This window comes from Burkholderia sp. MR1-5-21 (genome assembly GCF_053427715.1).
Genome location: NZ_JBSAXD010000009.1, coordinates 145,727 through 169,263, shown reverse-complemented (window position 1 = coordinate 169,263; position 23,537 = coordinate 145,727). Strand labels below are relative to the sequence as shown.

The 23,537-nt window shown below is 66.9% G+C and carries 27 protein-coding genes and 1 pseudogene; 6 read left to right on the top strand and 22 right to left on the bottom strand.

Annotation, left to right across the window (positions count from 1 at the left end; all coding sequences use genetic code 11):
- Positions 1–265: 265 nt before the first annotated feature.
- From ACV229_RS15005 to ACV229_RS14990, 4 genes and pseudogenes are all read right to left on the bottom strand, one after another.
- Positions 266–1,060, bottom strand: coding sequence for an ABC transporter ATP-binding protein (locus ACV229_RS15005; protein ID WP_448083899.1), 795 nt, complete (start codon positions 1,058–1,060; stop codon positions 266–268).
- Position 1,061: 1 nt separating this feature from the next.
- On the bottom strand, positions 1,062–1,958 hold the full coding sequence (locus ACV229_RS15000; protein ID WP_448083898.1) for an ABC transporter permease: 897 nt from the start codon (positions 1,956–1,958) through the stop codon (positions 1,062–1,064).
- Between the two features lie 140 nt (positions 1,959–2,098).
- Positions 2,099–3,066: pseudogene (locus ACV229_RS14995) on the bottom strand (ABC transporter substrate-binding protein).
- Positions 3,067–3,347: 281 nt separating this feature from the next.
- Positions 3,348–4,163: a MetQ/NlpA family ABC transporter substrate-binding protein gene (locus ACV229_RS14990; protein ID WP_448083897.1), complete on the bottom strand. Its 816-nt coding sequence runs from the start codon at positions 4,161–4,163 to the stop codon at positions 3,348–3,350.
- A 289-nt stretch (positions 4,164–4,452) separates the two neighbouring features.
- Between ACV229_RS14990 and ACV229_RS14985 the strand changes: the two genes are divergently transcribed.
- Positions 4,453–4,743: a YciI family protein gene (locus ACV229_RS14985; RefSeq protein WP_448083896.1), complete on the top strand. Its 291-nt coding sequence runs from the start codon at positions 4,453–4,455 to the stop codon at positions 4,741–4,743.
- Positions 4,744–4,911: 168 nt separating this feature from the next.
- Here the strand turns inward: ACV229_RS14985 and ACV229_RS14980 are convergent, their stop codons facing one another.
- The 5 genes from ACV229_RS14980 to ACV229_RS14960 all read right to left on the bottom strand — a co-directional run bounded on the left by ACV229_RS14980 (position 4,912) and on the right by ACV229_RS14960 (position 8,988).
- Positions 4,912–5,529 carry an SCO family protein gene (locus ACV229_RS14980; RefSeq protein ID WP_448083895.1) on the bottom strand — a complete coding sequence of 206 codons (618 nt, stop codon included), beginning with the start codon at positions 5,527–5,529 and terminating at the stop codon, positions 4,912–4,914.
- An 18-nt stretch (positions 5,530–5,547) separates the two neighbouring features.
- Positions 5,548–6,450 (bottom strand): heme o synthase, encoded by a 903-nt coding sequence (gene cyoE, locus ACV229_RS14975; protein ID WP_448083894.1) that lies wholly within the window; start codon positions 6,448–6,450, stop codon positions 5,548–5,550.
- Positions 6,451–6,458: 8 nt separating this feature from the next.
- A complete protein-coding gene (locus tag ACV229_RS14970; protein ID WP_448083893.1) occupies positions 6,459–7,571 on the bottom strand; it encodes a COX15/CtaA family protein in 1,113 nt (370 codons plus the stop codon).
- Between the two features lie 22 nt (positions 7,572–7,593).
- Positions 7,594–8,214: an SCO family protein gene (locus ACV229_RS14965; RefSeq protein WP_448083978.1), complete on the bottom strand. Its 621-nt coding sequence runs from the start codon at positions 8,212–8,214 to the stop codon at positions 7,594–7,596.
- Between the two features lie 63 nt (positions 8,215–8,277).
- Entirely contained in the window at positions 8,278–8,988 is a 711-nt protein-coding gene (locus ACV229_RS14960; protein WP_448083892.1) for an SURF1 family protein, read from the bottom strand.
- A gap of 84 nt (positions 8,989–9,072) precedes the next feature.
- Here ACV229_RS14960 and ACV229_RS14955 point away from each other — a divergent pair, with 84 nt between their 5' ends.
- Positions 9,073–9,282 (top strand): twin transmembrane helix small protein, encoded by a 210-nt coding sequence (locus ACV229_RS14955; RefSeq protein ID WP_448083891.1) that lies wholly within the window; start codon positions 9,073–9,075, stop codon positions 9,280–9,282.
- Between the two features lie 184 nt (positions 9,283–9,466).
- On the opposite strand, the gene ACV229_RS14950 is transcribed toward ACV229_RS14955, so the two are convergent.
- The 8 genes from ACV229_RS14950 to ACV229_RS14915 form a co-directional block, all read right to left on the bottom strand.
- On the bottom strand, positions 9,467–10,324 hold the full coding sequence (locus tag ACV229_RS14950) for a cytochrome c oxidase subunit 3 (RefSeq protein WP_448083890.1): 858 nt from the start codon (positions 10,322–10,324) through the stop codon (positions 9,467–9,469).
- A 149-nt stretch (positions 10,325–10,473) separates the two neighbouring features.
- Complete coding sequence (locus ACV229_RS14945; RefSeq protein ID WP_371141675.1) at positions 10,474–10,674, bottom strand: DUF2970 domain-containing protein; 201 nt, start codon at positions 10,672–10,674, stop codon at positions 10,474–10,476.
- A 16-nt stretch (positions 10,675–10,690) separates the two neighbouring features.
- The gene (locus ACV229_RS14940; RefSeq protein ID WP_448083889.1) at positions 10,691–11,293 is read right to left on the bottom strand and encodes a cytochrome c oxidase assembly protein; all 603 of its coding nucleotides are present in this window, start codon (positions 11,291–11,293) and stop codon (positions 10,691–10,693) included.
- Between the two features lie 23 nt (positions 11,294–11,316).
- Positions 11,317–11,457: a cytochrome oxidase small assembly protein gene (locus ACV229_RS14935; protein WP_042586883.1), complete on the bottom strand. Its 141-nt coding sequence runs from the start codon at positions 11,455–11,457 to the stop codon at positions 11,317–11,319.
- 74 nt (positions 11,458–11,531) lie between these two features.
- Positions 11,532–13,139, bottom strand: coding sequence for a cytochrome c oxidase subunit I (gene ctaD / locus ACV229_RS14930; protein ID WP_448083888.1), 1,608 nt, complete (start codon positions 13,137–13,139; stop codon positions 11,532–11,534).
- Positions 13,140–13,182: 43 nt separating this feature from the next.
- Positions 13,183–14,760 (bottom strand): cytochrome c oxidase subunit II, encoded by a 1,578-nt coding sequence (coxB, locus tag ACV229_RS14925; protein WP_448083887.1) that lies wholly within the window; start codon positions 14,758–14,760, stop codon positions 13,183–13,185.
- Positions 14,761–14,822: 62 nt separating this feature from the next.
- Positions 14,823–15,347 carry a DUF2244 domain-containing protein gene (locus tag ACV229_RS14920; RefSeq protein ID WP_448083886.1) on the bottom strand — a complete coding sequence of 175 codons (525 nt, stop codon included), beginning with the start codon at positions 15,345–15,347 and terminating at the stop codon, positions 14,823–14,825.
- A 195-nt stretch (positions 15,348–15,542) separates the two neighbouring features.
- Entirely contained in the window at positions 15,543–16,508 is a 966-nt protein-coding gene (locus ACV229_RS14915) for a methyltransferase domain-containing protein (protein WP_448083885.1), read from the bottom strand.
- Between the two features lie 81 nt (positions 16,509–16,589).
- Here ACV229_RS14915 and ACV229_RS14910 point away from each other — a divergent pair, with 81 nt between their 5' ends.
- Positions 16,590–17,372 carry a phosphoribosyltransferase family protein gene (locus tag ACV229_RS14910; protein ID WP_448083884.1) on the top strand — a complete coding sequence of 261 codons (783 nt, stop codon included), beginning with the start codon at positions 16,590–16,592 and terminating at the stop codon, positions 17,370–17,372.
- A gap of 154 nt (positions 17,373–17,526) precedes the next feature.
- Positions 17,527–17,997: a tRNA (uridine(34)/cytosine(34)/5-carboxymethylaminomethyluridine(34)-2'-O)-methyltransferase TrmL gene (trmL, locus tag ACV229_RS14905; RefSeq protein ID WP_448083883.1), complete on the top strand. Its 471-nt coding sequence runs from the start codon at positions 17,527–17,529 to the stop codon at positions 17,995–17,997.
- Between the two features lie 37 nt (positions 17,998–18,034).
- Here the strand turns inward: trmL and ACV229_RS14900 are convergent, their stop codons facing one another.
- The 5 genes from ACV229_RS14900 to ACV229_RS14880 form a co-directional block, all read right to left on the bottom strand.
- Positions 18,035–18,559, bottom strand: coding sequence for an O-acetyl-ADP-ribose deacetylase (locus tag ACV229_RS14900; protein WP_448083882.1), 525 nt, complete (start codon positions 18,557–18,559; stop codon positions 18,035–18,037).
- Positions 18,560–18,642: 83 nt separating this feature from the next.
- Complete coding sequence (locus tag ACV229_RS14895) at positions 18,643–19,641, bottom strand: NAD(P)H-dependent glycerol-3-phosphate dehydrogenase (RefSeq protein ID WP_448083881.1); 999 nt, start codon at positions 19,639–19,641, stop codon at positions 18,643–18,645.
- A 26-nt stretch (positions 19,642–19,667) separates the two neighbouring features.
- The gene (secB, locus tag ACV229_RS14890; RefSeq protein WP_448083880.1) at positions 19,668–20,150 is read right to left on the bottom strand and encodes a protein-export chaperone SecB; all 483 of its coding nucleotides are present in this window, start codon (positions 20,148–20,150) and stop codon (positions 19,668–19,670) included.
- Between the two features lie 100 nt (positions 20,151–20,250).
- Positions 20,251–20,511: a glutaredoxin 3 gene (grxC, locus tag ACV229_RS14885; RefSeq protein WP_448077051.1), complete on the bottom strand. Its 261-nt coding sequence runs from the start codon at positions 20,509–20,511 to the stop codon at positions 20,251–20,253.
- Positions 20,508–20,930, bottom strand: a complete 423-nt coding sequence (locus ACV229_RS14880; RefSeq protein ID WP_448077050.1) for a rhodanese-like domain-containing protein — start codon at positions 20,928–20,930, stop codon at positions 20,508–20,510. Before ACV229_RS14880 ends, grxC begins: the two co-directional genes overlap by 4 nt.
- A gap of 118 nt (positions 20,931–21,048) precedes the next feature.
- On the opposite strand from ACV229_RS14880, the gene gpmA reads away from it, so the two are divergent.
- Positions 21,049–21,795, top strand: coding sequence for a 2,3-diphosphoglycerate-dependent phosphoglycerate mutase (gpmA, locus tag ACV229_RS14875; RefSeq protein WP_448083879.1), 747 nt, complete (start codon positions 21,049–21,051; stop codon positions 21,793–21,795).
- Between the two features lie 174 nt (positions 21,796–21,969).
- Complete coding sequence (locus tag ACV229_RS14870) at positions 21,970–23,517, top strand: S41 family peptidase (RefSeq protein ID WP_448083878.1); 1,548 nt, start codon at positions 21,970–21,972, stop codon at positions 23,515–23,517.
- The last annotated feature ends 20 nt before the right edge of the window (positions 23,518–23,537 follow it).

The window sequence follows — 23,537 nt, the reverse complement described above, 5'->3', positions numbered from 1 at the left end:
TGCGCTTGCGTCGCACAGCGCCGCTGCAAAACCGGCTTTTCGTCGGAAGAAATGCATCGGGAACATCCGGGCGCCCGTCATCGCGCGACGCCCCCGGTCAAACTCGGCGCGACGCAGTCGTATCGCCCGGCGCGCCGCGTAAACGTCGCGCTATCCATCCGGCCCGATGCGTCCCTCATGCACCACCCGGAGCCGGCCGAACCCGCCGGACGAATCGGCCCGACCGGCCGATGCAACGCGTCGCATCGCGCCGGTCCGGCCCGCTTCAGCCGAGCAGCAACGCGTCGTCGTCGAGCTGCTCGTGCCGCACCCTCTCGAACATCTGCAGCAGGTCCGGCACGTCGAGCCCCTTGCGCGCGTCGCCCGACACGTCGAGCACGACCTGCCCCTGGTGCAGCATCACCGTGCGGTCGCCGTAATCGAGCGCCTGCCGCATGCTGTGCGTGACCATCATCGTCGTCAGCCGGCTCTCGGCGACGATGCGCGCGGTCAGCTCGAGCACGAACGCGGCCGTCTTCGGGTCGAGCGCGGCCGTATGCTCGTCGAGCAGCAGGATCCGCGACGGCCGCAGCGACGCCATCAGCAGGCTCACTGCCTGCCGCTGGCCGCCGGACAGCAGCCCGATCCGGTCGGTCAGCCGGTTCTCGAGGCCGAGGTTGAGCAGCCGCAGCTTGTCGCGGAACAGCTCGCGCGACGCGCGGTCGAGCGCCGGCTTGAAGCCGCGGCGCGCGCCGCGCGCCATCGCGAGCGCCATGTTCTCCTCGATCGTCAGCGCCTCGCAGGTGCCCGCCATCGGGTCCTGGAACACGCGCGCGACGAGATGCGCGCGATCCCATGCCGGCTGGCGCGTGACGTCCGCGCCGTCGATCGTGATACGACCCGAATCGACCGCCTGGTCGCCGCAGATCGCGTTGAGAAAGGTCGACTTGCCCGCGCCGTTCGAGCCGATCACCGCGACGAACTGGCCGTCCGGAATCTCGAGCGACAGGCCGCGCAGCGCGCGCGTCTCGATCGGCGTGCCGGGATTGAACGTGAGCTTCAGGTCTTGTGCGGACAACATGTCATGCCCCTCCGTTCTTGCGCGCGAACAGCTTCTTGCGCGTCGCCGGCAGCACCAGCGCGATCGTGACGAGCGCGGCCGTCACGAGGTTCAGGTCCTGCGCCTTCAGGCCGATGAATTCGCTGTTCAGCGCGAGCGCGATGAAGAAGCGGTAGACGATCGCGCCGAGCACGACGGCGAGCGTCGTCAGCACGAGCCGGCGCGCGGGCAGCAGCGTTTCGCCGATGATCACCGCGGCGAGGCCGATCACGATCGTGCCGATCCCCATCGAGATGTCCGCGCCGCCCTGCGTCTGCGCGAACAGGGCCCCCGCGAGCGCGACGAGCGCGTTCGACAGCGCCATCCCGGCAAGCGTCGCGCGGCCGGTCGCGATGCCCTGCGCGCGCGCCATCCGCGGGTTCGCGCCGGTCGCGCGCATCGCGAGGCCGAGCTGCGACGAGAAGAACCAGTCGAGGCCGAGCTTCGCGATCACGACGACGACGGCGAGCAGCGCCGGGCGCAACACGTAGTCGGGCAGCCAGTCCGGCTGCAGCACGGTAAACAGCGTCGGCTCGGTGATGAGCGGCACGTTCGGCCGGCCCATGATCCGCAGGTTCACCGAATACAGCGCGATCATCATCAGGATGCTGGCGAGCAGGTCCATGATCTTCAGGCGCACGTTGAGCCAGCCCGTGACGAAGCCGGCCGCCGCGCCAGCGACGATCGCGAGGCCGGTCGCGGCGAACGGGTCGAAGCCCGCCGAGATCAGCGTCGCGGCCACCGCGCCGCCGAGCGGGAAGCTGCCGTCGACGGTCAGGTCGGGAAAGTTGAGGATGCGGAACGAAATCAGCACCCCGAGGGCGACGAGGCTGAAGATCAGGCCGATCTCCAGTGCGCCCAGTAACGAGAACAGAGACATGGTGGGAAATCCTGTTGCTTCCCGGCCGTACGGATGCGGCCGGGCGAAGCGGACGGGCCGCCCCGGTAAGGGCCGCCCGTCCAGCGGTTTCATGCAGGCCCGGTCGGGGCCTTCGAGCCCGGCGTTCGGCCGGCGACGGCTTACCTGATGACCGTCTTCGCTTCCTTGACGAGCTCCGGCGACAGCGTCGCGCCCTGCTTCGCGGCCGCCGACGTGTTCACGAACAGTTCGAGGTTGCTGCTCGTCTCCGACGCGATCGCGCCCGGCTTCTCGCCCTTCAGGATCCGCGCGACGACCTTGCCCGTCTGGCGGCCGAGGTCGCCGTAGTTGATGCCGAGCGCCGCGATGCCGCCGCGCTTCACGCTGTCGGTGTCGCCCGCGACGAGCGGGATCTTCGCTTCGTTCGCGACCTTCACGAGCGCTTCGTACGCGGATACGACGTTGTTGTCGGTATTCGTGTAGATCACGTCGACCTTGCCGATCAGGCTCTTCGCGGCCGGGCCGATGTCGACGGTGCGCGGCGCGGCCGCCTCCTTGAGCGTCATCCCCTGCTTCGCGAGGATCTCCTTCAGCGCCTTCACGACGACGACCGAATTCGCCTCGCCCGGGTTGTAGACCATGCCGACCGTCTTCGCATTCGGCACCACGCGCTTGATCAGCGCGACCTGGCGGTCGAGCGGCAGCTTGTCGGACACGCCCGTCACGTTGGTGCCCGTCGGGCCCCAGCCCTTCACGAGCTGCGCGGCGACCGGATCGGTCACGCCCGAGTAGACGACCGGCACGCTCTTCGTCGACGCGACGACCGCCTGCGCGGCCGGCGTCGCGATCGCGACGATCACGTCCGGCTGGTCGCCGATGAACTTGCGCGCGATCTGCGCGGCGGTGCCGGTGTTGCCCTGCGCGCTCTGGTATTCCCCCACTTGAGCTTGTCGTCGCCGTAGCCTTCGGCCTTCAGTTCGGCGCGCACGCCGTCGCGGATCGCGTCGAGCGCCGGGTGATCGACGATCGACAGCACCTTGACGGTCTGCGCCTGCGCGGCGCCGGCCAGCGCCAGCGCGGCGACGCCGGCCGTGATCGAACGGATCGCGAATTTCTTCAACGGCTTCATGGGTGAGTCTCCCCCGTATTGTCGGTTTTGGATGATGGATTTCGCGCATCGGCCCGGCCCTGCGGCCGGCGGCGAACCGCACGAGGATACCATTTAAGCAGACTACCGCCTGACTCTAAGATTACAGGGGACAAACCATTTGTACGGCCCGTTCGGGCACCGCGAATACGGCCGGATGCCCGGCAGGCGGGGGCGTCCGTTCGATCGCAACCGCCGCGCTGGCGATGCATGAAAAAAGGGCCTGCATGTGCGCAGGCCCTTGTTCAGACGGCGGGATGCGCTCAGAACGACGCGACCATCGAGCCCTTGAACTGCTTCTTGATGAATTCCTTCACTTCCGGCGACTGGTACGCCTTGACCAGCTTCTTCACCCACGGCTGGTCCTTGTCCTTCGCGCGCACGGCGATCAGGTTCGCGTACGGGCTCGTCAGCGCTTCGAGCGCGAGCGCGTCCTTGGTCGGCTGCAGGTTCGCGGCGAGCGCGTAGTTCGTGTTGATCACGGCCGCGTCGACGTCGGACAGCACGCGCGGCAGTTGCGCGGCGTCGAGCTCGGAGATCTTCAGCTTCTTCGGGTTGTCGGCGATGTCGAGCACGGTCGCGTTGTTGCCGCCCGTGCCGGCGCCTGCCTTCAGCTTGATCAGGCCTTGCGTCTGCAGCAGCAGCAGCGCGCGGTTCTCGTTCGACGGATCGTTCGGCACCGCGAGCTTCGCGCCTTGCGGCAGGTCCTTCAGCGCCTTGATCTTCTTCGAGTAGATGCCCATCGGCGAGATGTAGGTCAGGCCCGCGCTGACGATCTTGTAGCCGCGCTGCTTCACCTGGCTGTCGAGGTAGGGCTGGTGCTGGAAGCTGTTCGCGTCGAGGTCGCCCGCGTCGAGCGCCGCGTTCGGCTGCACGTAGTCGTTGAACTCGATCACCTTCACGTTCAGGCCTTCCTTGTCCTTCGCGACCTTCTGCACGACCTGCCAGACTTCCGCGTCCGGGCCGGACACCGTGCCGACCTTGATCACCTTGTCCTCGGCGTGTGCGCCAGCCGACATCGTCAACGCGGCGCCGGTTGCCAGCACGGAAAACACCTTCAGGAGACTGCGACGGTTCATCTGTTTCTCGCTTTCTTGCTTACTGAAAAAAAGGGGCGCGATACGGGTATGTCCCGGCTCGCAGGAAAGGGGCAAATGGTGTCACAGGATCGGCGGGAAGTGAAATACATCCCGCTCATATGGGTATGCGGCAAGCAGGCAGACGGCGGCGCCGGACGGACGCCGTCTTCGGCTTCAGCGCTGCGCCGCTCCCGCAGGATCCGATGCTGCGGCGCGACAGCGCCAGCGGGCTGTGCTACAAGAACGCCTTGCCGGCGCATCGCGCGCCGGCGACTTACCGAGGCCAGTCATGTACGTCATCGACATTCACTACACCGCGTCGCTCGAGCGTATCGACGACGCGCTCGAACGCCATCGCGCGTATCTGCAGCCGCTGCTGGACAGGGGAATCTTCATTGCGACGGGGCCGAAGGTGCCGCGCGACGGCGGCGTGATCCTCGCGGCCCGCATCGATCGGGACGAACTGGAAGCGATCCTGCAGACCGACCCGTTCGTCACGGAAGGCCTCGCGACGTACCGCGTGACCGAGTTCCGGATGACGCGCGCGGCGCCGGGCCTCAACCTGCCCGCGCTGCCTTGACGTGAACAGCACGGTCCGCGTGCGCGGGTGCGCGTCGACCGCGCGGCAGACACCGGGCGGCAGCGGATAAACTGCGAAAGCAAGGAAAGGAAGAGGAAGCGCGCATGACGACGCGCGCAGCGCTGCCGCACGAGGCGGCAGGCGTTGCCGCCAGGCGGCCGGCGCCGATCAGCCGATCAGCAGTTTCAGGTCATGCACCCACGGGCCCGGGCCCTGGCCGTCGCGCACGAACAGGCGCAGCTTGCCGTTCGTATCGAACACATAGCTGGCGGCGGTGTGATCCATCGTGTAGCTGCCGGGCGTCTTGCCCGGCACTTTCGCGTAATAGACGCGGAAATCCTTCGTCACCTTCTTCAGCTGTGCGTCGTCCGTCGGGCGCAGGCCGATGAAAGACGGGTCGAACGCCGGCACGTACTGGCCGAGCAGCGCAGCCGTGTCGCGTTCCGGATCGACGGTCACGAACAGCACCTGCACGCGCTTCGCGGCATCCGGCCCGAGCTGCTTGAGCGCCTCGGACAGCTCGGCCATCGTCGTCGGGCAGACATCCGGGCAGTGCGTGTAGCCGAAGAACATCACGACGGCCTTGCCCTTGAAATCGGCGAGCGTGCGCACCTTGCCGGTCGTGTCGGGCAGCGCGAAATCGCTGCCGAACTGCGTATTGCCGGTGATGTCGAGATTCTGGAATTTCGGCGCGTTGTCGCACGCCGCGAGCAGCGAAGCGAGCGCCAGCGCGCACGCGAACAGCCAGCCTTGGCGCGCGTGGCGCCCGAACCATGAGTGGAGCATTGCGTTCAAACCGTGCGATTACACGCCGAGCAGCGGGCGCGCATAGTGGTCGACGAGCAGCGCCGCGAACAGCAGCGACAGATAGACGATCGAGTAACGGAAGGCCTTGCGGGCAAGGTCGTCGGAGTAATCGCGGTAGATCTTCCACGCATACGCGAGGAATACCGCGCCGAGCAGCACGGCGCTCGTCAGGTAGACGGCCCCGCTCATCCCCGAGATGAACGGCATCATCGTGACCGCGAACAGGATCACCGTGTAGAGCAGGATGTGCAGCCGCGTGAACTTCTCGCCGTGCGTGACGGGCAGCATCGGCAGGCCCGCGTTCTCGTAGTCCTTGCGGCGATACAGCGCGAGCACCCAGAAATGCGGCGGCGTCCACACGAAGATGATCAGCACGAGGATCCACGCGTCGCCGGGCAGCGCGCCCGTCACCGCGGCCCAGCCGAGCGCCGGCGGCATCGCGCCGGACGCGCCGCCGATCACGATGTTCTGCGGCGTCATCGGCTTGAGCAGCAGCGTGTAGATCACCGCGTAGCCGACGAACGTCGCGATCGTCAGCCACATCGTCAGCGGGTTCGTGAACGTGTAGAGCGTCCATGCGCCGACGCTGCCGAGCACGGCCGAGAACAGCAGGATCTGCACGGTCGTGATCTCGCCGCGCGCGGACGGACGCCATGCGGTGCGGCGCATCATCGCGTCGATCTTCTGCTCGACGAGACAGTTGATCGCGAACGCCGCGCCCGCCAGCAGCCAGATGCCGACCGTGCCGCCGACCAGCACCTTCCAAGGCACCATGCCCGGTGTCGCGAGAAACATGCCGATCACCGCGCAGAACACCGCGAGCTGCGTGACACGCGGCTTCGTCAGCGCCATGTACTGGGAAAACCGGCTACCGGGCGATTGGGAAAGGGTGCTTTGCATGGGGACGGTCACGCCGGGGCGGCGTCGCGCGCAGGCAGCGCGACACGGCCGGGGCGGCTTGAAAGGATGCGAAAGTTTAACATGACGACGAGCAGCAGCAGGATCGCGGCGCCGCCGTTGTGGGCCACCGCGACCGGCAAAGGCCACTGCAGCACGATATTCGTCAAACCCGTCACGAACTGCAGCACGACGACCAGCAGCACGCCGTTCGCGGGACGCCGCAGCGACGCGAAACGGCGCATCTTCAGCGCGAACGCGACGAGGTACGCGACGACGACGAACGCGAACGTGCGGTGCGTCCAGTGGATCGCGACGAGCGCGTCCTGCGTGATCGCCTCGCCGTCCTTCGTCATCCCGAGCGCGCGCCACAGGTGGAAGCCGTGCTCGAAATCCATCGGCGGGATCCACTGGCCGTTGCAGGTCGGGAAGTCGGTGCACGCGAGCACCGCGTAGTTGGTGCTCACCCAGCCGCCGAGCGCGATCTGCACGACGAGCAGCACGAGCGCCGCGAGCGCGGCCGCGCGATAGCCGCCGGCCTCGGGCTCGTACGCGGGCAGCGGCGTCTGCCGCGCGGCCAGCCAGCCGAGCGTGCCGAGCAGCGTCAGGCCGAGCAGCAGGTGGATCGTGACGATCACCGGCTGCAGCTTCATCGTCACCGTCCACGCGCCGAACGCGCCCTGCACGACGATCAGCAGCAGCAGGCTCGTCGGCCACCACGGCGACACGTGCAGCGGACGGCGGCGCAGACGCGCGGCCCACGCGATTACCGTCTGCGCGATGATCAGCACGCCGATCGCCATCGCGAAATAGCGGTGGATCATCTCGATCCACGCCTTCGTCATGCTGACGGGGCCGGTCGGCATCGCCTGGTGCGCGGCCGTGATCGCCGCATGCGCGATGAACGGCGACGACGTGCCGTAGCAGCCCGGCCAGTCCGGGCAGCCGAGGCCCGAATCGGTCAGCCGCGTGAAGCCGCCGAACATCACGAGATCGAGGGTCAGGAAGGTGGTGATCCACACCAGCTTGCGGAACTTGTTGTCGTCAGCCTTCACCCACACGTACGACAGCGGCAGCAGCGCGATACAGAAGCCGATCAGGCCGAGTTGCATTAGATACGACATCGGATTGCCTCGTCCTCTCGCGTTAGCCGATGCTCGACCACTTCAGCAGCTTCGTGACATCCCCCTTGATCTTGCTGGGGTTCGGGTCCTTCGGGAAACGCATCATCAGGTTGCCGTTCGGGTCGACCATGTAGATATGGTCGGTGTCCTGCGTGCCGGCATCGGCCGGCAGCCACGCGGCCACCGCCGCCGGATCGGCGATCAGCTTGAGCGTGTCCGGATACGCGGCGTCCACCTTCTCGGGGACCGGGCCCGCATCGCTGCGCAGCCACACCATCGTGATCCGGTGCCGTTCGCCGGCCTGCGTGACGCGCACCTGGCGCATGAAATAGAGCTTCTTCGCACACGCGTCGTCGCACGCGCTGCGATCGGTCATCACGAACAGCCAGACGCCGCGCAGCGACGCGAGCGGCATCGTCTTGCCGGTCTCGTCGGTCACGGTCAGCGCCGGCGGGATCGGGCGCTGCGGCTCGATCAGCGTGCCGTAGTTCGTCGAGCCGCCCTTCGGCTTGATCACGTAATAGGTGACATACGACGCGATCATCGGCGCCGCACAGATGAGCCCGAGCAGCACGAGCATCCAGCGGCCGCGCTTTCTGGCGGCCGGCGACACGGGCGCGGCACCCTGACGGGAAGATTGAATGGACAAATCAGACCTCTCGAAACATACCCGCGGCGTCGCCGCCGCGTCCGGACATCGCACGGCTCATGCGTCGGCCGACTTCTTCGCAGCGCGCCGCGCTGCGTACAAGCCGAAACCGAGCGCGGCCGCCGCCATGCCCCACCACTGAAACATGTAACCGTAATTGCGCTCGACGCCGGTCGTCGGCGCCGGCCAGTCGCGCACCAGCTTGTCGCCGTCGTCGCTCGTCTGCTGGATCACGAACGGCTGCAGCGGCAGGCCGGTTTCCTTCGCATACGCGGCGACGTCCAGGTTCTGGCGGATCTTCTGGTGCGCCGCCGAGCCGCCTTCGCCGAGCTCGAATGCGCGCGACGCGTCGGCGCGCGCAATCCCTTCGATCTCGATGTCGCCCGCGGGCGTCGCGAACGGCTCGATCGTCGTGCGATCGGCGATGTTGCGCGGCAGCCAGCCGCGATTCACGAGCACGTAGCCGCCGCCCGTGAGTTTAAACGGCATCACGACGTAAAAACCCGGCTGGTCGTTATACGGCCGATTGTCGAGGAACACCGCCTGCTCGGGCATGAAGCGCCCCGCCGCGCGCACGCGATGGAACTCGATCGACGCGAGCGGGATCGGCTGCGCGCCGACCTCGACGGGCGCCGCATGCTCGAAGCGCACGACGTTCGCCTGCAGCGCCTCCTTCTGATGCGCGCGGTCGCGCTGCCAGAAACCGAGACGGATCGTCACCGCGACAACCACGAGGATCAGCAGCGCGGGCAGCCAGCGGATCTTCATCGGGCCGCCCCGCAGGCACATTCACGAATGCGAAGTGCGATAATTATCCTCTTCCTTCCGAATTGCCGTCGTCCGGTACGCTTCATGCACATCCTCGTTCCCATCGCCTTCGTCCTGATCATCGCCAGCCTGGCTTCGGCGCTGTATTTCATGATGCACGACCGCGGCCACACGAAACGCATGGCATGGTCGCTCGCCACCCGCGTCGGGCTATCGATCTCGCTGTTCCTGTTCATCCTGTTCGCGAACTGGATGGGCTGGATCCATTCGACCGGGCTTCCAATCGGGCGCTGACGCATTCGCCGATGCCGACGATGTGACCGATGTGACATTTCGCCGCACGGCCGCGCCACCAAGCAAAAGCGCCGCCTGACTGACTGAGTCGCGGCGGCGCCTGGGTTCCCGGACGATGCGTTCACGCCGCCCGGCATCCATCAAACCAAACGGCCCGCGCATCGCTGCGCGGGCCGTCCTTCATTTACAGCCAGTAGACGACGACGTACAGGCCGAGCCAGACGACGTCGACGAAGTGCCAGTACCACGCGGCGCCTTCGAAGGCGAAGTGGTGTTCCGGCTTGAAGTGGCCGCGGATCATCCGCACCAGCACCACCGTGAGCATCGTGCCGCCGAGGAACACGTGGAAACCGTGAAAGCCCGTCAGCAGGAAGAACGTCGAACCGTACACGCCCGAGTTCAGCGTCAGGTTCAGTTCGTTGTATGCATGGTAGTACTCGAAGCCCTGCATGAACAGGAAGCACACGCCAAGCACGACCGTCGCGGCGAGCCACGCGATCGCCTTGCGGCGGTGGTCGTCACGCAGCGCGTGGTGCGACACCGTCAGCGTCGCGCCCGACGCCAGCAGGAACGCGGTGTTCAGCGTCGGGACCGGCCACGGGCCCATCGTCTTGAAGTGGCCGGCGAGCGCAGCCGGGCCTTCGTTCGGCCACACGGCGGAGAAGTCCGGCCAGATCAGCTTGTAGTCGAGGCTGCCGAGCTGGTGCAGCGCGATTTCACGCGCATAGAACAGCGCGCCGAAGAATGCGCCGAAGAACATCACTTCGGAGAAGATGAACCAGCTCATGCTCCAGCGGTACGAGCGGTCGACGTTCTTGCCGTACATCCCGCCTTCGGATTCGGCGATCGAGTCGCCGAACCAGTGGTACAGCGTGTAGAGCAGCCACAGCAGGCCAAGCAACGCGGTATACGGTGCCCAGTCGTGACCGTTGATCCACAGCGCCACCGATCCGAGCATGACCAGCAGGCCGCAGGCCGCGCTGATCGGATGCTGCGACGGATGCGGCACGAAATAGTACGGGGTCTGGTTTTGACCGCTCATGCTTGATTCTCCACTTCAGTCCAATTTGTGTACCGGAAACCGCTCCGGCTTTATTTCTCGCGCGGCGCGAAGGCCGCCGCTCTTTCCTTCGCGAAACGCCCGGGGCGTTCCGCGTTGCATTCTTTCGTCGCCCGTGGACTCGACCCGCCTCAGCCCACGACGGCGCGCACGATCAGGATCAGCACGCCGATGAACACGCCGGCCGCGAGCAACGCGACGATCAGCACGTGCAGCGGATTCAGTTGCGTTGCATCCGCTTCCAGGTCACGCCGCTTGCGCACGCCGAAGAACGACCACAACACCGCCTTCAACGCCTGGCCGAACGAGCCGCCCCGCTTGACTCCCGTCATCGCCCCGCCTCCGTCTTCATGCGCCCGGCTTCGTCGCGCCGGACTGTGTCGCTGTGCCGGCGCTCGTCTGCGCCGGCGTATTCAGTTCGAAGAACGTGTACGACAGCGTGATCGTCTTCACGTCCTTCGGCAGCTTCGGATCGATCACGAACACCACCGGCATCTTGCGCGACTCGTTCGCGGCCAGCGTCTGCTGCGTAAAGCAAAAGCACTCGATCTTCTTGAAGAACTCCGTCGCCTGCTTCGGCGCGTAGCTCGGGATCGCCTGTGCGACGACCGGACGGCCCTGGCCGTTCGTCACGTCGTACACGATCGTCGTCAGTTCGCCCGGATGCACGTCGAGGCTGTTGTGCTCCGGCTTGAAACCCAGCGGGCCGCGCGCGTTCGCGTCGAACTCGACCGACACCGTACGGCTCGTGTCGACCTGCGAGTTCTTCGCCTCACGCTCGCTGACGTCGCGCTGCACGAGGTTGTTGATGCCGGTGATCTGGCAGATTGCCCGATACATCGGCACGAGCGCGAAGCCGAAGCCGAACATCAGTCCCGCCACGACAAACAGCTTCACCAGCATCGAACGGTTGAACGCGCGATCCGCGTTCTCCGCTTCCGGCTTCGACATACGACAACGTCCTCGCTACTGCGTCAGTGAGTGGACAGCCACCACTGCTTGATCACGACACCCACAAAAAAAACGGCGGCGATCGCAAGCAGAATCAGGCCGAGCCGCTTGTTGCCCGCGCGGATCTGCTCGGGCGTGCGTCTTTGTTGTGGATTCCGGTTCATCTGAAACCTGCTGTGGAACGCTCCGCCTCGCCTGCCTGCGGCGGCAGGCGAAGCGGAACATCCGGTGAAACGAATTACTCGACGTGCGGCGGTTGCTCGAACGTGTGGAAGGGGGCCGGGCTCGGCACCGTCCACTCGAGGCCCGTCGCGCCATCCCACGGCTTGTCGGACGCCTTCTCCAGCTCGCCGCCGCCACGGTAGGCCGGCAGCACGACCGCGAACAGGAAGTACACCTGCGCGAGGCCGAAGCCGAATGCGCCGATCGTCGCGACCTGGTTGAAATCCGTGAACTGCGCCGGGTAGTCCGCATAGCGGCGCGGCATGCCCGCGAGACCGACGAAGTGCATCGGGAAGAACGTCAGGTTGAAGAAGATCATCGACGCCCAGAAGTGGATCTTGCCGCGCGTCTCGTTGTACATCCAGCCCGTCCACTTCGGTGACCAGTAGTACCAGCCCGCGAACAGCGCGAACAGCGAACCGGCCACCAGCACGTAGTGGAAGTGCGCCACCACGAAGTAAGTGCCGTGGTACTGGATGTCGAGCGGCGCCATCGCGAGCATCAGGCCCGTCAGGCCGCCGAACGTGAACACGAACAGGAAGCCGATCGCGAACAGCATCGGGGTCTCGAACGTCATCGAACCGCGCCACATCGTCGCCAGCCAGTTGAACACCTTCACGCCCGTCGGCACCGCGATCAGCATCGTCGCGTACATGAAGAACAGCTGGCCCGTGACCGGCATGCCGGTCGCGAACATGTGGTGCGCCCAGACCATGAACGACAGGATCGCGATCGATGCCGTCGCGTACACCATCGAGCTGTAGCCGAACAGCGTCTTGCGCGCGAACGCCGGGATCACCTGCGACACGATCCCGAACGCCGGCAGAATCATGATGTACACCTCGGGGTGGCCGAAGAACCAGAAGATGTGCTGGTACATCACCGGGTCGCCGCCGCCTGCCGCGTTGAAGAACGACGTGCCGAAGTGGCGGTCGAACAGCACCATCGTGATCGCGCCTGCCAGAACCGGCATCACGGCGATCAGCAGGTACGCGGTGATCAGCCACGTCCACGCGAACATCGGCATCTTCATCAGCGTCATGCCCGGCGCGCGCATGTTCAGGATCGTCACGACGATGTTGATGCCGCCCATGATCGACGACGCGCCCATCAAGTGGACCGCGAAGATCGCGAAGTCCATGCCCGGGCCCATCTGCGTCGACAGCGGCGCATACAGCGTCCAGCCCGCGGCCGTCGCGCCGCCCGGCGCGAAGAACGAGCCGACCAGCAGCACTGCTGCGACCGGCAGCAGCCAGAAGCTGAAGTTGTTCATCCGCGCGAACGCCATGTCGGACGCGCCGATCTGCAGCGGAATCATCCAGTTCGCGAAGCCGACGAACGCCGGCATGATCGCGCCGAACACCATGATCAGGCCGTGCATCGTCGTGAGTTCATTGAAGAACTCCGGACGCATGATCTGCAGGCCCGGCTCGAACAGTTCGGCACGGATGCCGAGCGCCATCACGCCGCCCGACAGGAACATGATGAACGAGAACAACAGGTACAGCGTACCGATATCCTTGTGGTTGGTGGCGTACAGCCAGCGCCGCCAGCCGTGCGGGGTTTCGTGCGCGTGGTCGTCGTGCGCGTGGCCCGCGGCTACGTCGTGCCCGATGCTAGACATGAGAATCTCCTAATGCGAATACGTCGACAAACACAGCGACACGTCAGGCCGCCGGGCCGATCTCGACACGCCGGGCTTCCTTCGCGTCAGCCCCGCCCGTGATCGTTTCCGGCTTCTTCATAATGATGCGGTCTTCCGCCACGCCCGCCGCCTTCAGCGCATCGCGCACGGCTTGCGCACGGTGCTTGGCGAGTTCGGCGTTCGCGTCGGCCGAGCCCGTCTTGTCGGTGAAGCCCGACAGCGCGAGTTTCGCGTCCGCATGTGCCTTCGCATAGTCGGCCGCCGCCGCGATCGCCGACTGTGCGTCGGCCGGCAGCACGCTCTTGCCCGTTTCGAAATAGATCGTCGACAGCGCGGCTGCAGCCTGGGCTGCCGGCGCCGATGCGGCCTGCGCCGGTGCCGAAGCCGCTTCCGCCGGCGCGGCGCCTGCGGTGTCTTCCGGCAGCTTGCCGTTACGTGCGTCCGTCACCTGCTTCGGTTGCAGCAGGTCGTTCTTGTGGTTGCCCCACGAGTTGCGCTCGTACGTGACGACCGCGGCGATGTCGAGGTCCGACAGCGACGACCAAGACGGCATCGCGCCCTTGCCGTGCAGCACGCGCTCGACGTGCGCGCCGATCGGGCCGTTCGCGATCGGGCTGCCGTCGATTGCCGGGAATGCGCCGAGACCCTTGCCGTTCGGCTGGTGGCACGCCGCGCAGTTCGCCTTGTAGACTTCCTCGCCGTGCGTGACGAGTTCAGCCATCGTGTAAATCCGGTGCGGATCGACCTCGGCGCCGGCCAGCTTGGCCTTCTGCGCGGTGACCCACTTCGCGTAGTCTTCATCCGACAGCACTTCGACCACGACCGGCATGTACGCGTGCTCCTTGCCGCACAGCTCGGTACAGAAACCGCGGAAGGTGCCGACCTTCTCGGCCTTGAACCACGTATCGCGCACGAAGCCGGGGATCGCATCCTGCTTCACGCCGAATGCGGGCACGTACCACGAGTGGACGACGTCGTTCGCGGTCGTGATGATGCGGACCTTCTTGTTGACCGGCACGACGAGCGGGTTGTCGACTTCCTGCAGGTAGGTATCGGTGATCGGCTGCTTGCCCATCACTTCGTCACGCGGGGTCGTCAGCGTCGACAGGAAGCTGATGCCTTCACCCGGGCCCTTCACGTAGTCGTAGCCCCACTTCCACTGGTAGCCGGTGACCTTGATCGTGAGATCGGCGTTCGTCGTGTCCTTCATCGCGACGACGGCCTTCGTCGCCGGCAGCGCCATCAGCACGACGATGATGAACGGCACGATCGTCCAGATGATTTCGACGGTCGTGCTTTCATGGAAATTGGCGGCCTTGTAGCCTTTGGATTTGCGGTGCGCGAAGATCGAATAGAACATCACGCCGAACACGCCGATGAAGATCACCGTACACAGGATCAGCATCATCGTGTGGAGATCGTAGAGCTCCTCGGCGATCTTCGTGACAGGCGGCTGAAAGTTGATCTCGTTGACGCGGGGACCGCCCGGGCTATCACCGACCGCCAGAGCAGCACCGGCAAAGAGCAATCCGCTGCATGCCAGCACGCCCGTGAGGGCTCGCTTGATTGTTTTCATAGCATCCTTACCCAAAATTTCCATTCAAACCCTCCCCCGTCGCAAGCCGCCTGAGCCGCACCTGCCACCCTCGCCGGTCGCCCCGTTCAACCGCAGCGCCGCAGCGACATCCGCAGCTCGTCGGCAAACTGCGCGCGCCGGTACTGCGCGAGATGCTGCCCGATCACGACGGTCTGCCCGCGCGACACCAGCCGAATCGGATCGCGTGGCGTCGCGCCCGGTTCGACCCGCACCCAGCGCGGGTTGAATTCGATCTGCGTGAGCCGTTCCGCATCCATCCGCTCGATCACGAGCCGGTGCGGAAACAGCCTGATGCGTTCGTAGTCGACCGCATGGCGCGCATGGATCGCAAACGCGATACCCACCGCCAGCAGCTCGATTCCGGTGAAAGGCATGACGAGCCACGCCCCCCACAACATCAGCATTGCCGCGATCGCCAGCGAAACGCTCGCAAGCGACGCGTAAAACAGCACGAACTGGCGCGGCGACACCGAACAGTTGCGCTTCATGAGCCAGTCCTCGAGGACCGGTTCAACGTCCGCTGCTTCCGTCGAAACCCTCGCTGCCTCCATCGCCGCCTCGCGCGAATGGCATGCGATGCATGCCTGCATCGGTCTCGTCGCCCCGTATTGCGGGGACCCCAGGGCGACAAGCTGACGCATTATAGGCGGGTTCAATGGCATCCACAAGCAAGCGCCTATCGCCGCGCAACCCAAGCGCGACAAGCTTTCCGGCCATTTCAGGGGTGATTTTGACCCCGCTTTGCATCGCTAATTTCAGACATAACAAAACCCCTCTTTACCGCTTTACCGATTCTTCGGACGTCCCTTTCCGATGTCTTCGATACGCACGATGCCGTGCCCTTCCGCGGTCGTGCGGGGCACTGCCTTCCACGCGTGCCCGTAGATCACCTCGAACGTCAGCGGAATCGTGCCGTCCGCGCGCCGGCGCGCGTCGAGCGCGTCGCCGAGCGCCTGCCGGAAGCGCCGCGTCGCGCGCTGCGGCGCCGCGCGCTCGAACGGATACGCGCCCCAGCGGCGCACGTCGGCCAGCAGCGAGTCGGGAGATTTGTAGGTGACGGTCAGCACTTCCTGGTCCATCACGGGGATGTCGAAGCCGCTCTCGACGAGCATGTCGCCGAGGTCGTGCATGTCGACGAAATCGATCACGCGGGGCGCCGCGGGCGCCATGCCGAGCGCGGCCTCGGCGTCGGCGCAGGCCGCGCGCAGCTCGCGCAGCGTATCGGGGCCGAGCGTGCTGAACATCAGCAGGCCGTCGACCCGCAGCACCCGCTGCCACTCGGGCAGCACCGTGTCGGGACGCGAATGCCAGTGCAGCGCGAGGTTCGACCAGAGCAGGTCGAACGCGCCCGCCGCGAACGGCAGCGCCGAGAAATCCGCCTGCGCGACGCGCGGGCCGCGCTGGCCGAGCGCCTTGCCCAGCGACGCGGGCAGCCAGCGGCGCCAGCTCGCCTGCTCGACCTCGCGCTGCCCCGCCCGCGCGAGCATCGCGCCGGACAGGTCGACGCCGAACACCGGCGCCTCCGGGAAGCGCGCGCGCAGCGCCGGCAGGTCGTCGCCCGCGCCGCAGCCCGCGTCGAGCACTGCCGTGGGGTTCACCTTGATGTATTCGAGACGCTCGCACATCCGCTGCGCGATCTCGCGCGGCAGGAACGCGACCGCGTCGAACGCGGCGGCACGGCGGTCGAAGATCCGCCGCAGACGCCGGGCGTCATAGGCCGGACGGCTGGATGAGGTCGATGCTGGGGACATGTCTGGCACACTGGCGAAGAGCCCGAAGTATACTCGCTCGCCCCGGAAGCTTCATTGAGACGGGGTGGCAGGAGCGTTGCGATGCCTCTCCGTCCGTTTCCGCCACAGCTGCGCGTCGTTGTGTCGCAGGTCAGCGCGATGGCTGCGCGTTTCGCAGCGGCCGCGCTGCCGAACCGCTGCGCGCTGTGCGGCAATTTGTCACATGCCGTGATCTGCACCGCATGCGACGACGCGTACTGGAACGAAGCGCGCACGCGCTGCACGGTCTGCGCGGTACCGCTCGCGCCGGGGCACGCCAGGCGTGCGGCCGGTTCCCGATGCGATTACCGGTGCGACGCGTGCCGCGCGACACCGCCGCCGTTCGATGCGACACTCGCGCTCGCCGATTACCGCGCGCCGCTCGACGGGCTCGCGCGCGGGCTGAAGTTTCATGCGCGGCTGGCGCTCGGCGCCGAGTTCGCGCTCCGGCTTGCGCGGCTCACCGCCGATGCGCGTGCCGCCGACGGCCGCTTCGACGTGATCGCGCCGGTGCCGCTCGCGCGCAGGCGGCTCGCCGCGCGCGGCTACAACCAGGCGTGGGCCATCGCGCGGCCGCTCGCCCGGCAGCTCGGCACGCGCGCCGACGCGGCGTTGCTCGTGCGCATCGCGGAAACCGCACCGCAATCGCGGCTCGACCGGCGCGCGCGGCGCGACAATGTCGCGGCGGCGTTCGCGGTCGCGGGGAACGTCGCGGGCCGCCACGTCGCACTCGTCGACGACGTGATGACGTCGGGTGCGACGCTTGCCGCCGCGGCGCAGGCGCTGAAGGCGGCGGGCGCCGCACGCGTGACGAATCTGGTTGCGCTGCGCACCGCCAGGGATTAACTAGAGCCTGTTCACGCCAATAACGGGCTTGCGCTGGCCCTAGATGGAGAAGCGGACCGCCCGCCGGCGGCCGCGACAGTCAGAAGAACCCGGCTGGCCGCGAGGCTGGCCCACCGAGTGCGGGCCCGCCAGGCGCGGCCGCCGAAACCGAACCATGTTCAACGTCGTCCTCGTCGCACCTGAAATTCCGCCGAACACCGGCAACGTGATCCGCCTGTGCGCGAATACCGGCGCACGGCTGCACCTGATCGAGCCGCTCGGCTTTCCGCTCGACGACGCGAAAATGCGCCGCGCAGGCCTCGACTATCACGAATATGCGAAAATGCGCGTGCATGCCGACTGGGACGCGTTCGTCGCGGCCGAAACGCCCGACCCCGTCCGGATGTTCGCGTTCACGACGCGTGGCTCGGGCCGCTTCCACGATCACGCGTTCCTGCCGGGCGACTGGTTCGTGTTCGGCTCGGAGACACGCGGCCTGCCCGCGCCGCTGCTCGAGCGCTTTCCGACCACGCAGCGCGTGCGCCTGCCGATGCGGCCCGGCAACCGCAGCCTGAACCTGTCGAATACGGTCGCGGTGGTCGTGTTCGAGGCGTGGCGGCAGGCCGGCTTCGAAGGCGGCGCCTGACACCCGCCCGGCCCGTGCGGCCGGCGCGGCCGGCACGCTAGACGCGCTCGAGCCGCGCCTGGTACAGCGCGAGCATGTCCGGCGCAAAGCACGCGAATATCACGCGCGCAAGATTCGGCGCCTGCGGCAGCATCTCGATGACCGTGCCGACCGCGATGTCGACCGCCTGCTCCGCCGGATAGCGATAGATTCCGCAGCTGATTGCCGGGAACGCGATCGACGTGCAGGCGACTTCCTCGGCCAGCTCGATCGCGCGCCGGTAGCACGACGCAAGCATCTCGGCTTCACGCTGGCCGCCGCCGTGCCACACCGGGCCGACCGCATGAATCACGTATTTCGCTGGCAGCCCGTGGCCGCGCGTGAGCTTCGCGTCGCCGGTTTCGCAGCCGCCAAGCGTGCGGCATTCGGCGACGAGGCCCGGGCCGGCCGCGCGGTGGATGGCGCCGTCGACACCGCCTCCGCCCAGCAGCGAGCCGTTCGCCGCGTTGACGATCGCATCGACCGCGAGAGTCGTGATGTCGACGACCTGCGCGTCGAGCGTGGTGGAACCGATCTGGGGCATGACGACCTCCCCGAACGAAGGAAACGATTCAAGCGTAGCCCGCTTTGCGCGGCCGCGCGACCACGCCGCACGACTTCCGCGCGCTACTCCGCGCGCGCGTCCCGGCGCAGCAGCCCGCTGACGGCGTCGCGCGGCGCGACGCCGTCGAACAGCACGCCGCAAACGGCTTCGGTGATCGGCATCTCGAGCGACTGCGCACGCGCGATCGCGAGCACCGCCTGCGCACAGCGCACGCCTTCGGCGACATGGCCGAGCGCGCCGAGGATATCGTTCAGCGAACGGCCGGCGGCCAGTTGCAGGCCGACCGTGCGGTTGCGCGACAGGTCGCCCGTCGCGGTGAGGATCAGGTCGCCGAGGCCCGTAAGGCCCGTGAAGGTTTCCGCGCGACCGCCGAGCGCGACGCCGAGCCGCGACATTTCCGCGAGGCCGCGCGTAATCAGCGCGGCGCGTGCGTTGAGGCCGAGGCCGAGGCCGTCGGCGATGCCGGTCGCGATCGCCAGCACGTTCTTCACCGCGCCGCCGACCTCGACGCCGACGACGTCGTCGCCTGTATAGATGCGCATCGCGCCGTGATGGAACGCCGCGAGCGTGCGCTCGCGGCACGCGGCCGACGCGCTTGCGATCGTCAGCGCGACCGGCAGCCCCTGGCCGACCTCGCGCGCGAAGCTCGGGCCGGACAGCACGCCGTTGCTCAGCTGTTCCGGCAGTTCGGCCGCGACCACCTGATGCGGCAGCAGATGCGTATCGGCCTCGAAGCCCTTGCAGACCCAGATCACGTGCGCGGGCACGCATCCGGCGTCGCGCATCGCGCGGCACAGCGCGCGCAGCCCGGCGACGGGCGCGCCGATCACGCACAGCGCGTCGTCCGCGGCGCCGTGCGCGAGCGCCGCGGCGAGATCTGCGTCGTAGCGCAATGCGTCGGGCAGCGCGATGCCGTCGAGATAGCGGGAATTTTCGTGCCGGGCCTGCAGCCCGGCGATGAGCGCGGCGTCGCGCGCCCAGAGAAGCGTATCGTGCCGCGCGGCCAGATGGCCCGCGAGCGCGGTGCCCCAGGCACCGGCGCCGAGAACGGCTACTTTCATACCCAGCACCGGTCCTTGGTCGTGCGTCAGTTCAGCGTCGAACCGTTCGGCGCGCCTGCTGCACCCGCGTGCTGCTGCTGCAGCTGCGCGAGACGCTGCTCGTAGAGCGCCTGGAAGTTGATCTCGGCGAGGTGGATCGGCGGGAAGCCCGCGCGCGTGATCGCGTCGGCAATGTTCGAGCGCAGGTACGGGAACAGGATCGTCGGGCACGCGATGCCGACGAGCGGGTCGAGCTGCTCGTCAGGAATGTTGCGAATGTCAAAAATCCCGGCCTGCTTCGCTTCGATCAGGAACGCGACCTTGTCCTTCACCTTGGCCGTCACGGTGCCCGACACGACGACTTCGAACACGCTGTCCGCGAGGCGCTCGGCCTTGACGTCGACCTCGACTTCAACCGACGGCATGTCCTGCTCGAGGAAGATCGCCGGCGAATTCGGCTGCTCGAGCGACATATCCTTCAGGTAGACGCGCTGGATGTTGAAGAACGGTTGGTTTTCGACGTCGGACATGTTGTTTCCCTAAAAGTGGTGACGGAGCGGCCGGCCGTTGCCGGCCGCTCCGGTTGATCCTGCGCGCCTGGCTGCGCAGCCGGCGGCCATTCTGCCCTAATCAGGCGGCTTGCAGAAGCGGCACGAGGCCGCCAGCGCGGTCGAGCTTCGACAGATCGTCATAGCCGCCGACGTGCGTGTCGCCGATGTAGATCTGCGGCACCGTGCGGCGGCCCGTGCGCGACATCATTTCGTCACGGCGCGACGGATCCTTGTCGATCAGCACCTTCTCGATCTGCTCGACGCCGCGCAGCTTCAGGAGCCGCTCGGCCTGGATGCAATACGGGCACACCTGGGTGCTGTACATGACCACTTTGTTCACTTCGCCACTCCTTGTTTGACGACCGGCATCCCGGCCTGCTGCCATGCGGCGACGCCGCCTTCGAGCACGTGCACTTCGGCATAGCCCGCCGCCTCGACCGCGCGCGCCGCCTTCTGCGACTGCTGGCCGTTCTGGCACACGAGCAGCACCGGGGTGCTCTTGTTCTTCGCGACCTGGGCGATCTTCGCGCCGATCTCGCCCGCCTCGACCTGGCGCGCCGACGGCAGGTGGCCGGCGGCGAACTCGGACGCGGGCCGCAGGTCGATCACGACCGCGTTGCGACGATTGATGAGCTGCGTCGCCTCGGCAGCCGACAGGCCGCCGCGGCCGCGGCGCAGCGCCGGCCAGGCCAGCAGGCCGCCGGATACCAGCAGGATCGCGATGAGGGCCAGGTTCGTGTAATCGGTAAAGAACGTCACGGAATTCCGCCGGAAAAAGAGAAATCGGGAAAGGACAATCCTGCCATTATAAAATAACCGACTTGCGCGGGCGTGACGCCCGGCGCACCGCTTCCTTCACTACCGACCGCAAGCATCCATGCACAAGCTCGTTCTCATCCGCCACGGCGAATCGACGTGGAACAAGGAAAACCGTTTCACCGGCTGGGTCGACGTCGACCTGACCGAACAAGGCGCCAATGAGGCCTACCGGGCCGGCGAACTGCTCAAGGAGGCAGGCTACACGTTCGACATCGCGTACACGTCCGTGCTCAAGCGCGCGATCCGCACGCTGTGGCACGTGCAGGACCGGATGGACCTGATGTACCTGCCCGTCGTGCACACGTGGCGCCTCAACGAGCGCCACTACGGCGCGCTGTCCGGCCTGAACAAGGCGGAAACGGCCGCCAAGTTCGGCGACGACCAGGTCCTCGTATGGCGCCGCAGCTACGACACGCCGCCGCCCGCGCTCGAGCCGACCGACGAACGCGCGCCGTATGGCGACCCGCGCTACGCGAAGGTACCGCGCGAGCAGCTGCCGCTGACCGAATGCCTGAAGGACACGGTCGCGCGCGTGCTGCCGCTGTGGAACGAGTCGATCGCCCCGGCGATCAAGGCCGGCAAGGATGTGCTGATCGCCGCGCACGGCAACTCGCTGCGCGCGCTGATCAAGTACCTCGACGACATCTCGGACAGCGACATCGTCGGCCTGAACATCCCGAACGGCGTGCCGCTCGTCTATGAGCTCGACGAGAACCTGAAGCCGATCAAGCACTACTATCTCGGCGATCAGGAAGCGATCGCGAAGGCGCAGGCCGCCGTCGCGAAGCAGGGCAAGGCGGGCTGATCCCGCCCCGCCGGGCCGGCCCTGCGCCGGCCCGGCGGGCCCTCGCGCGAACCTCCTCGCCCGGGTGCTGTCGAACCGGTTTCGACCCATTCCACTGGCAAGTCGGACGAACAGTTATACTTGTCCGCTACATCCCCGCTACCGCCACGCGCTTCCCGACCGCACCTGATCTCTATGCGTATGAAATTGAAGAACATCGGCCTGATTGCCGCGGGCCTTGCCACGGGCGTGTTCGCCACGCTGCAAATTTCCGCGTCGGCCGAGCAGACCGTCACGGCGCCGCTTCCCCTCGACCAGCTCCGCCTGTTCGCGGAAGTGTTCGGCCAGATCAAGCGCGAGTACGTCGAGCCGGTCGACGACAAGAAGCTGCTGACGGCGGCGATCAAGGGCATGGTGTCAAGCCTCGACCCGCACTCGTCGTTCCTCGACAAGACCGACTATGACGAGCTGCAGGAGCAGACGAAGGGCCGCTTCGCGGGTCTCGGCATCGAGATCTCGCAGGAAGACGGCCTCGTCAAGGTGATCTCGCCGATCGAAGATACCCCCGCGTTCCGCGCCGGCATCCGTCCGGGCGACCTGATCACCCGCATCAACGACAAGCCGGTGCGCGGCATGACGCTCGACAAGGCCGTCAAGCAGATGCGCGGCGAGCCGGGCACCAAGGTCACGCTGACGATCTTCCGCAAGAGCGACGACCGCACGTTCCCGGTCACGGTCACGCGCGCGATCATCAAGGTCCAGAGCGTGAAGATGAAGCTGCTCGACCCGGGCTACGCGTACATCCGCATCACGAGCTTCCAGGAACGCACGACGCCCGATCTCGCCGCGAAGCTGCAGGACATCGCGCGCCAGCAGCCGAACCTGAAGGGCCTGATCGTCGACCTGCGCAACAACGGCGGCGGCCTGCTGCAGAGCGCGGTCGGCGTCGCGGGCGCATTCCTGCCGCCGGATTCCGTCGTCGTGTCGACCAACGGCCAGATCCCCGATTCGAAGCAGGTCTACCGCGACACCTACGACAACTACCGCCTGCCGTCGTTCGACGGCGATCCGCTGAAGGGCCTGCCGCCGGTCTTCAAGACCGTGCCGATCGTCGTGCTGACCAACGCGTATTCGGCGTCCGCGTCGGAAATCGTCGCGGGTGCGCTGCAGGATTCGAAGCGCGCGCTGATCATGGGCAAGACGACGTTCGGCAAGGGCTCGGTGCAGACGGTCCGCCCGATGACGGCCGACACCGCGCTGCGCCTGACGACCGCGTACTACTACACGCCGAGCGGCCGTTCGATCCAGAACAAGGGCATCTCGCCGGACGTGCCGGTCGACCAGTACGCGGACGGCGATCCGGACGACGTGCTCGTGACGCGCGAAGTCGACTACACGAACCACCTCGCGAACACGCAGGATCCGAACGAGAAGAAGGAACAGGAAGATCGCGAGCAGCGCCGGATGGACCAGCTGCGCGTCCTGGAAGAGCAGAACGACAAGAAGACGCCCGAGCAGCGCCAGAAGGATCGCGACCGCAAGCCGGTCGAGTTCGGCAGTGCGGACGACTTCATGATGCAGCAGGCGCTCGCGAAGCTCGAGGGCAAGCCGGTGCAGGAGTCGAAGTCGCTGCTCGCGGAAGGCACGCAGGGTCCGACCGGCAAGTCGACGACGGCCTCGAAGGCCGCGGCGGCGGCCAAGCCGGCCGCGACGAAACCGGCGCCCGCTTCGGCGCCGCAATAAGCGCCGGCCAGCATCCGACG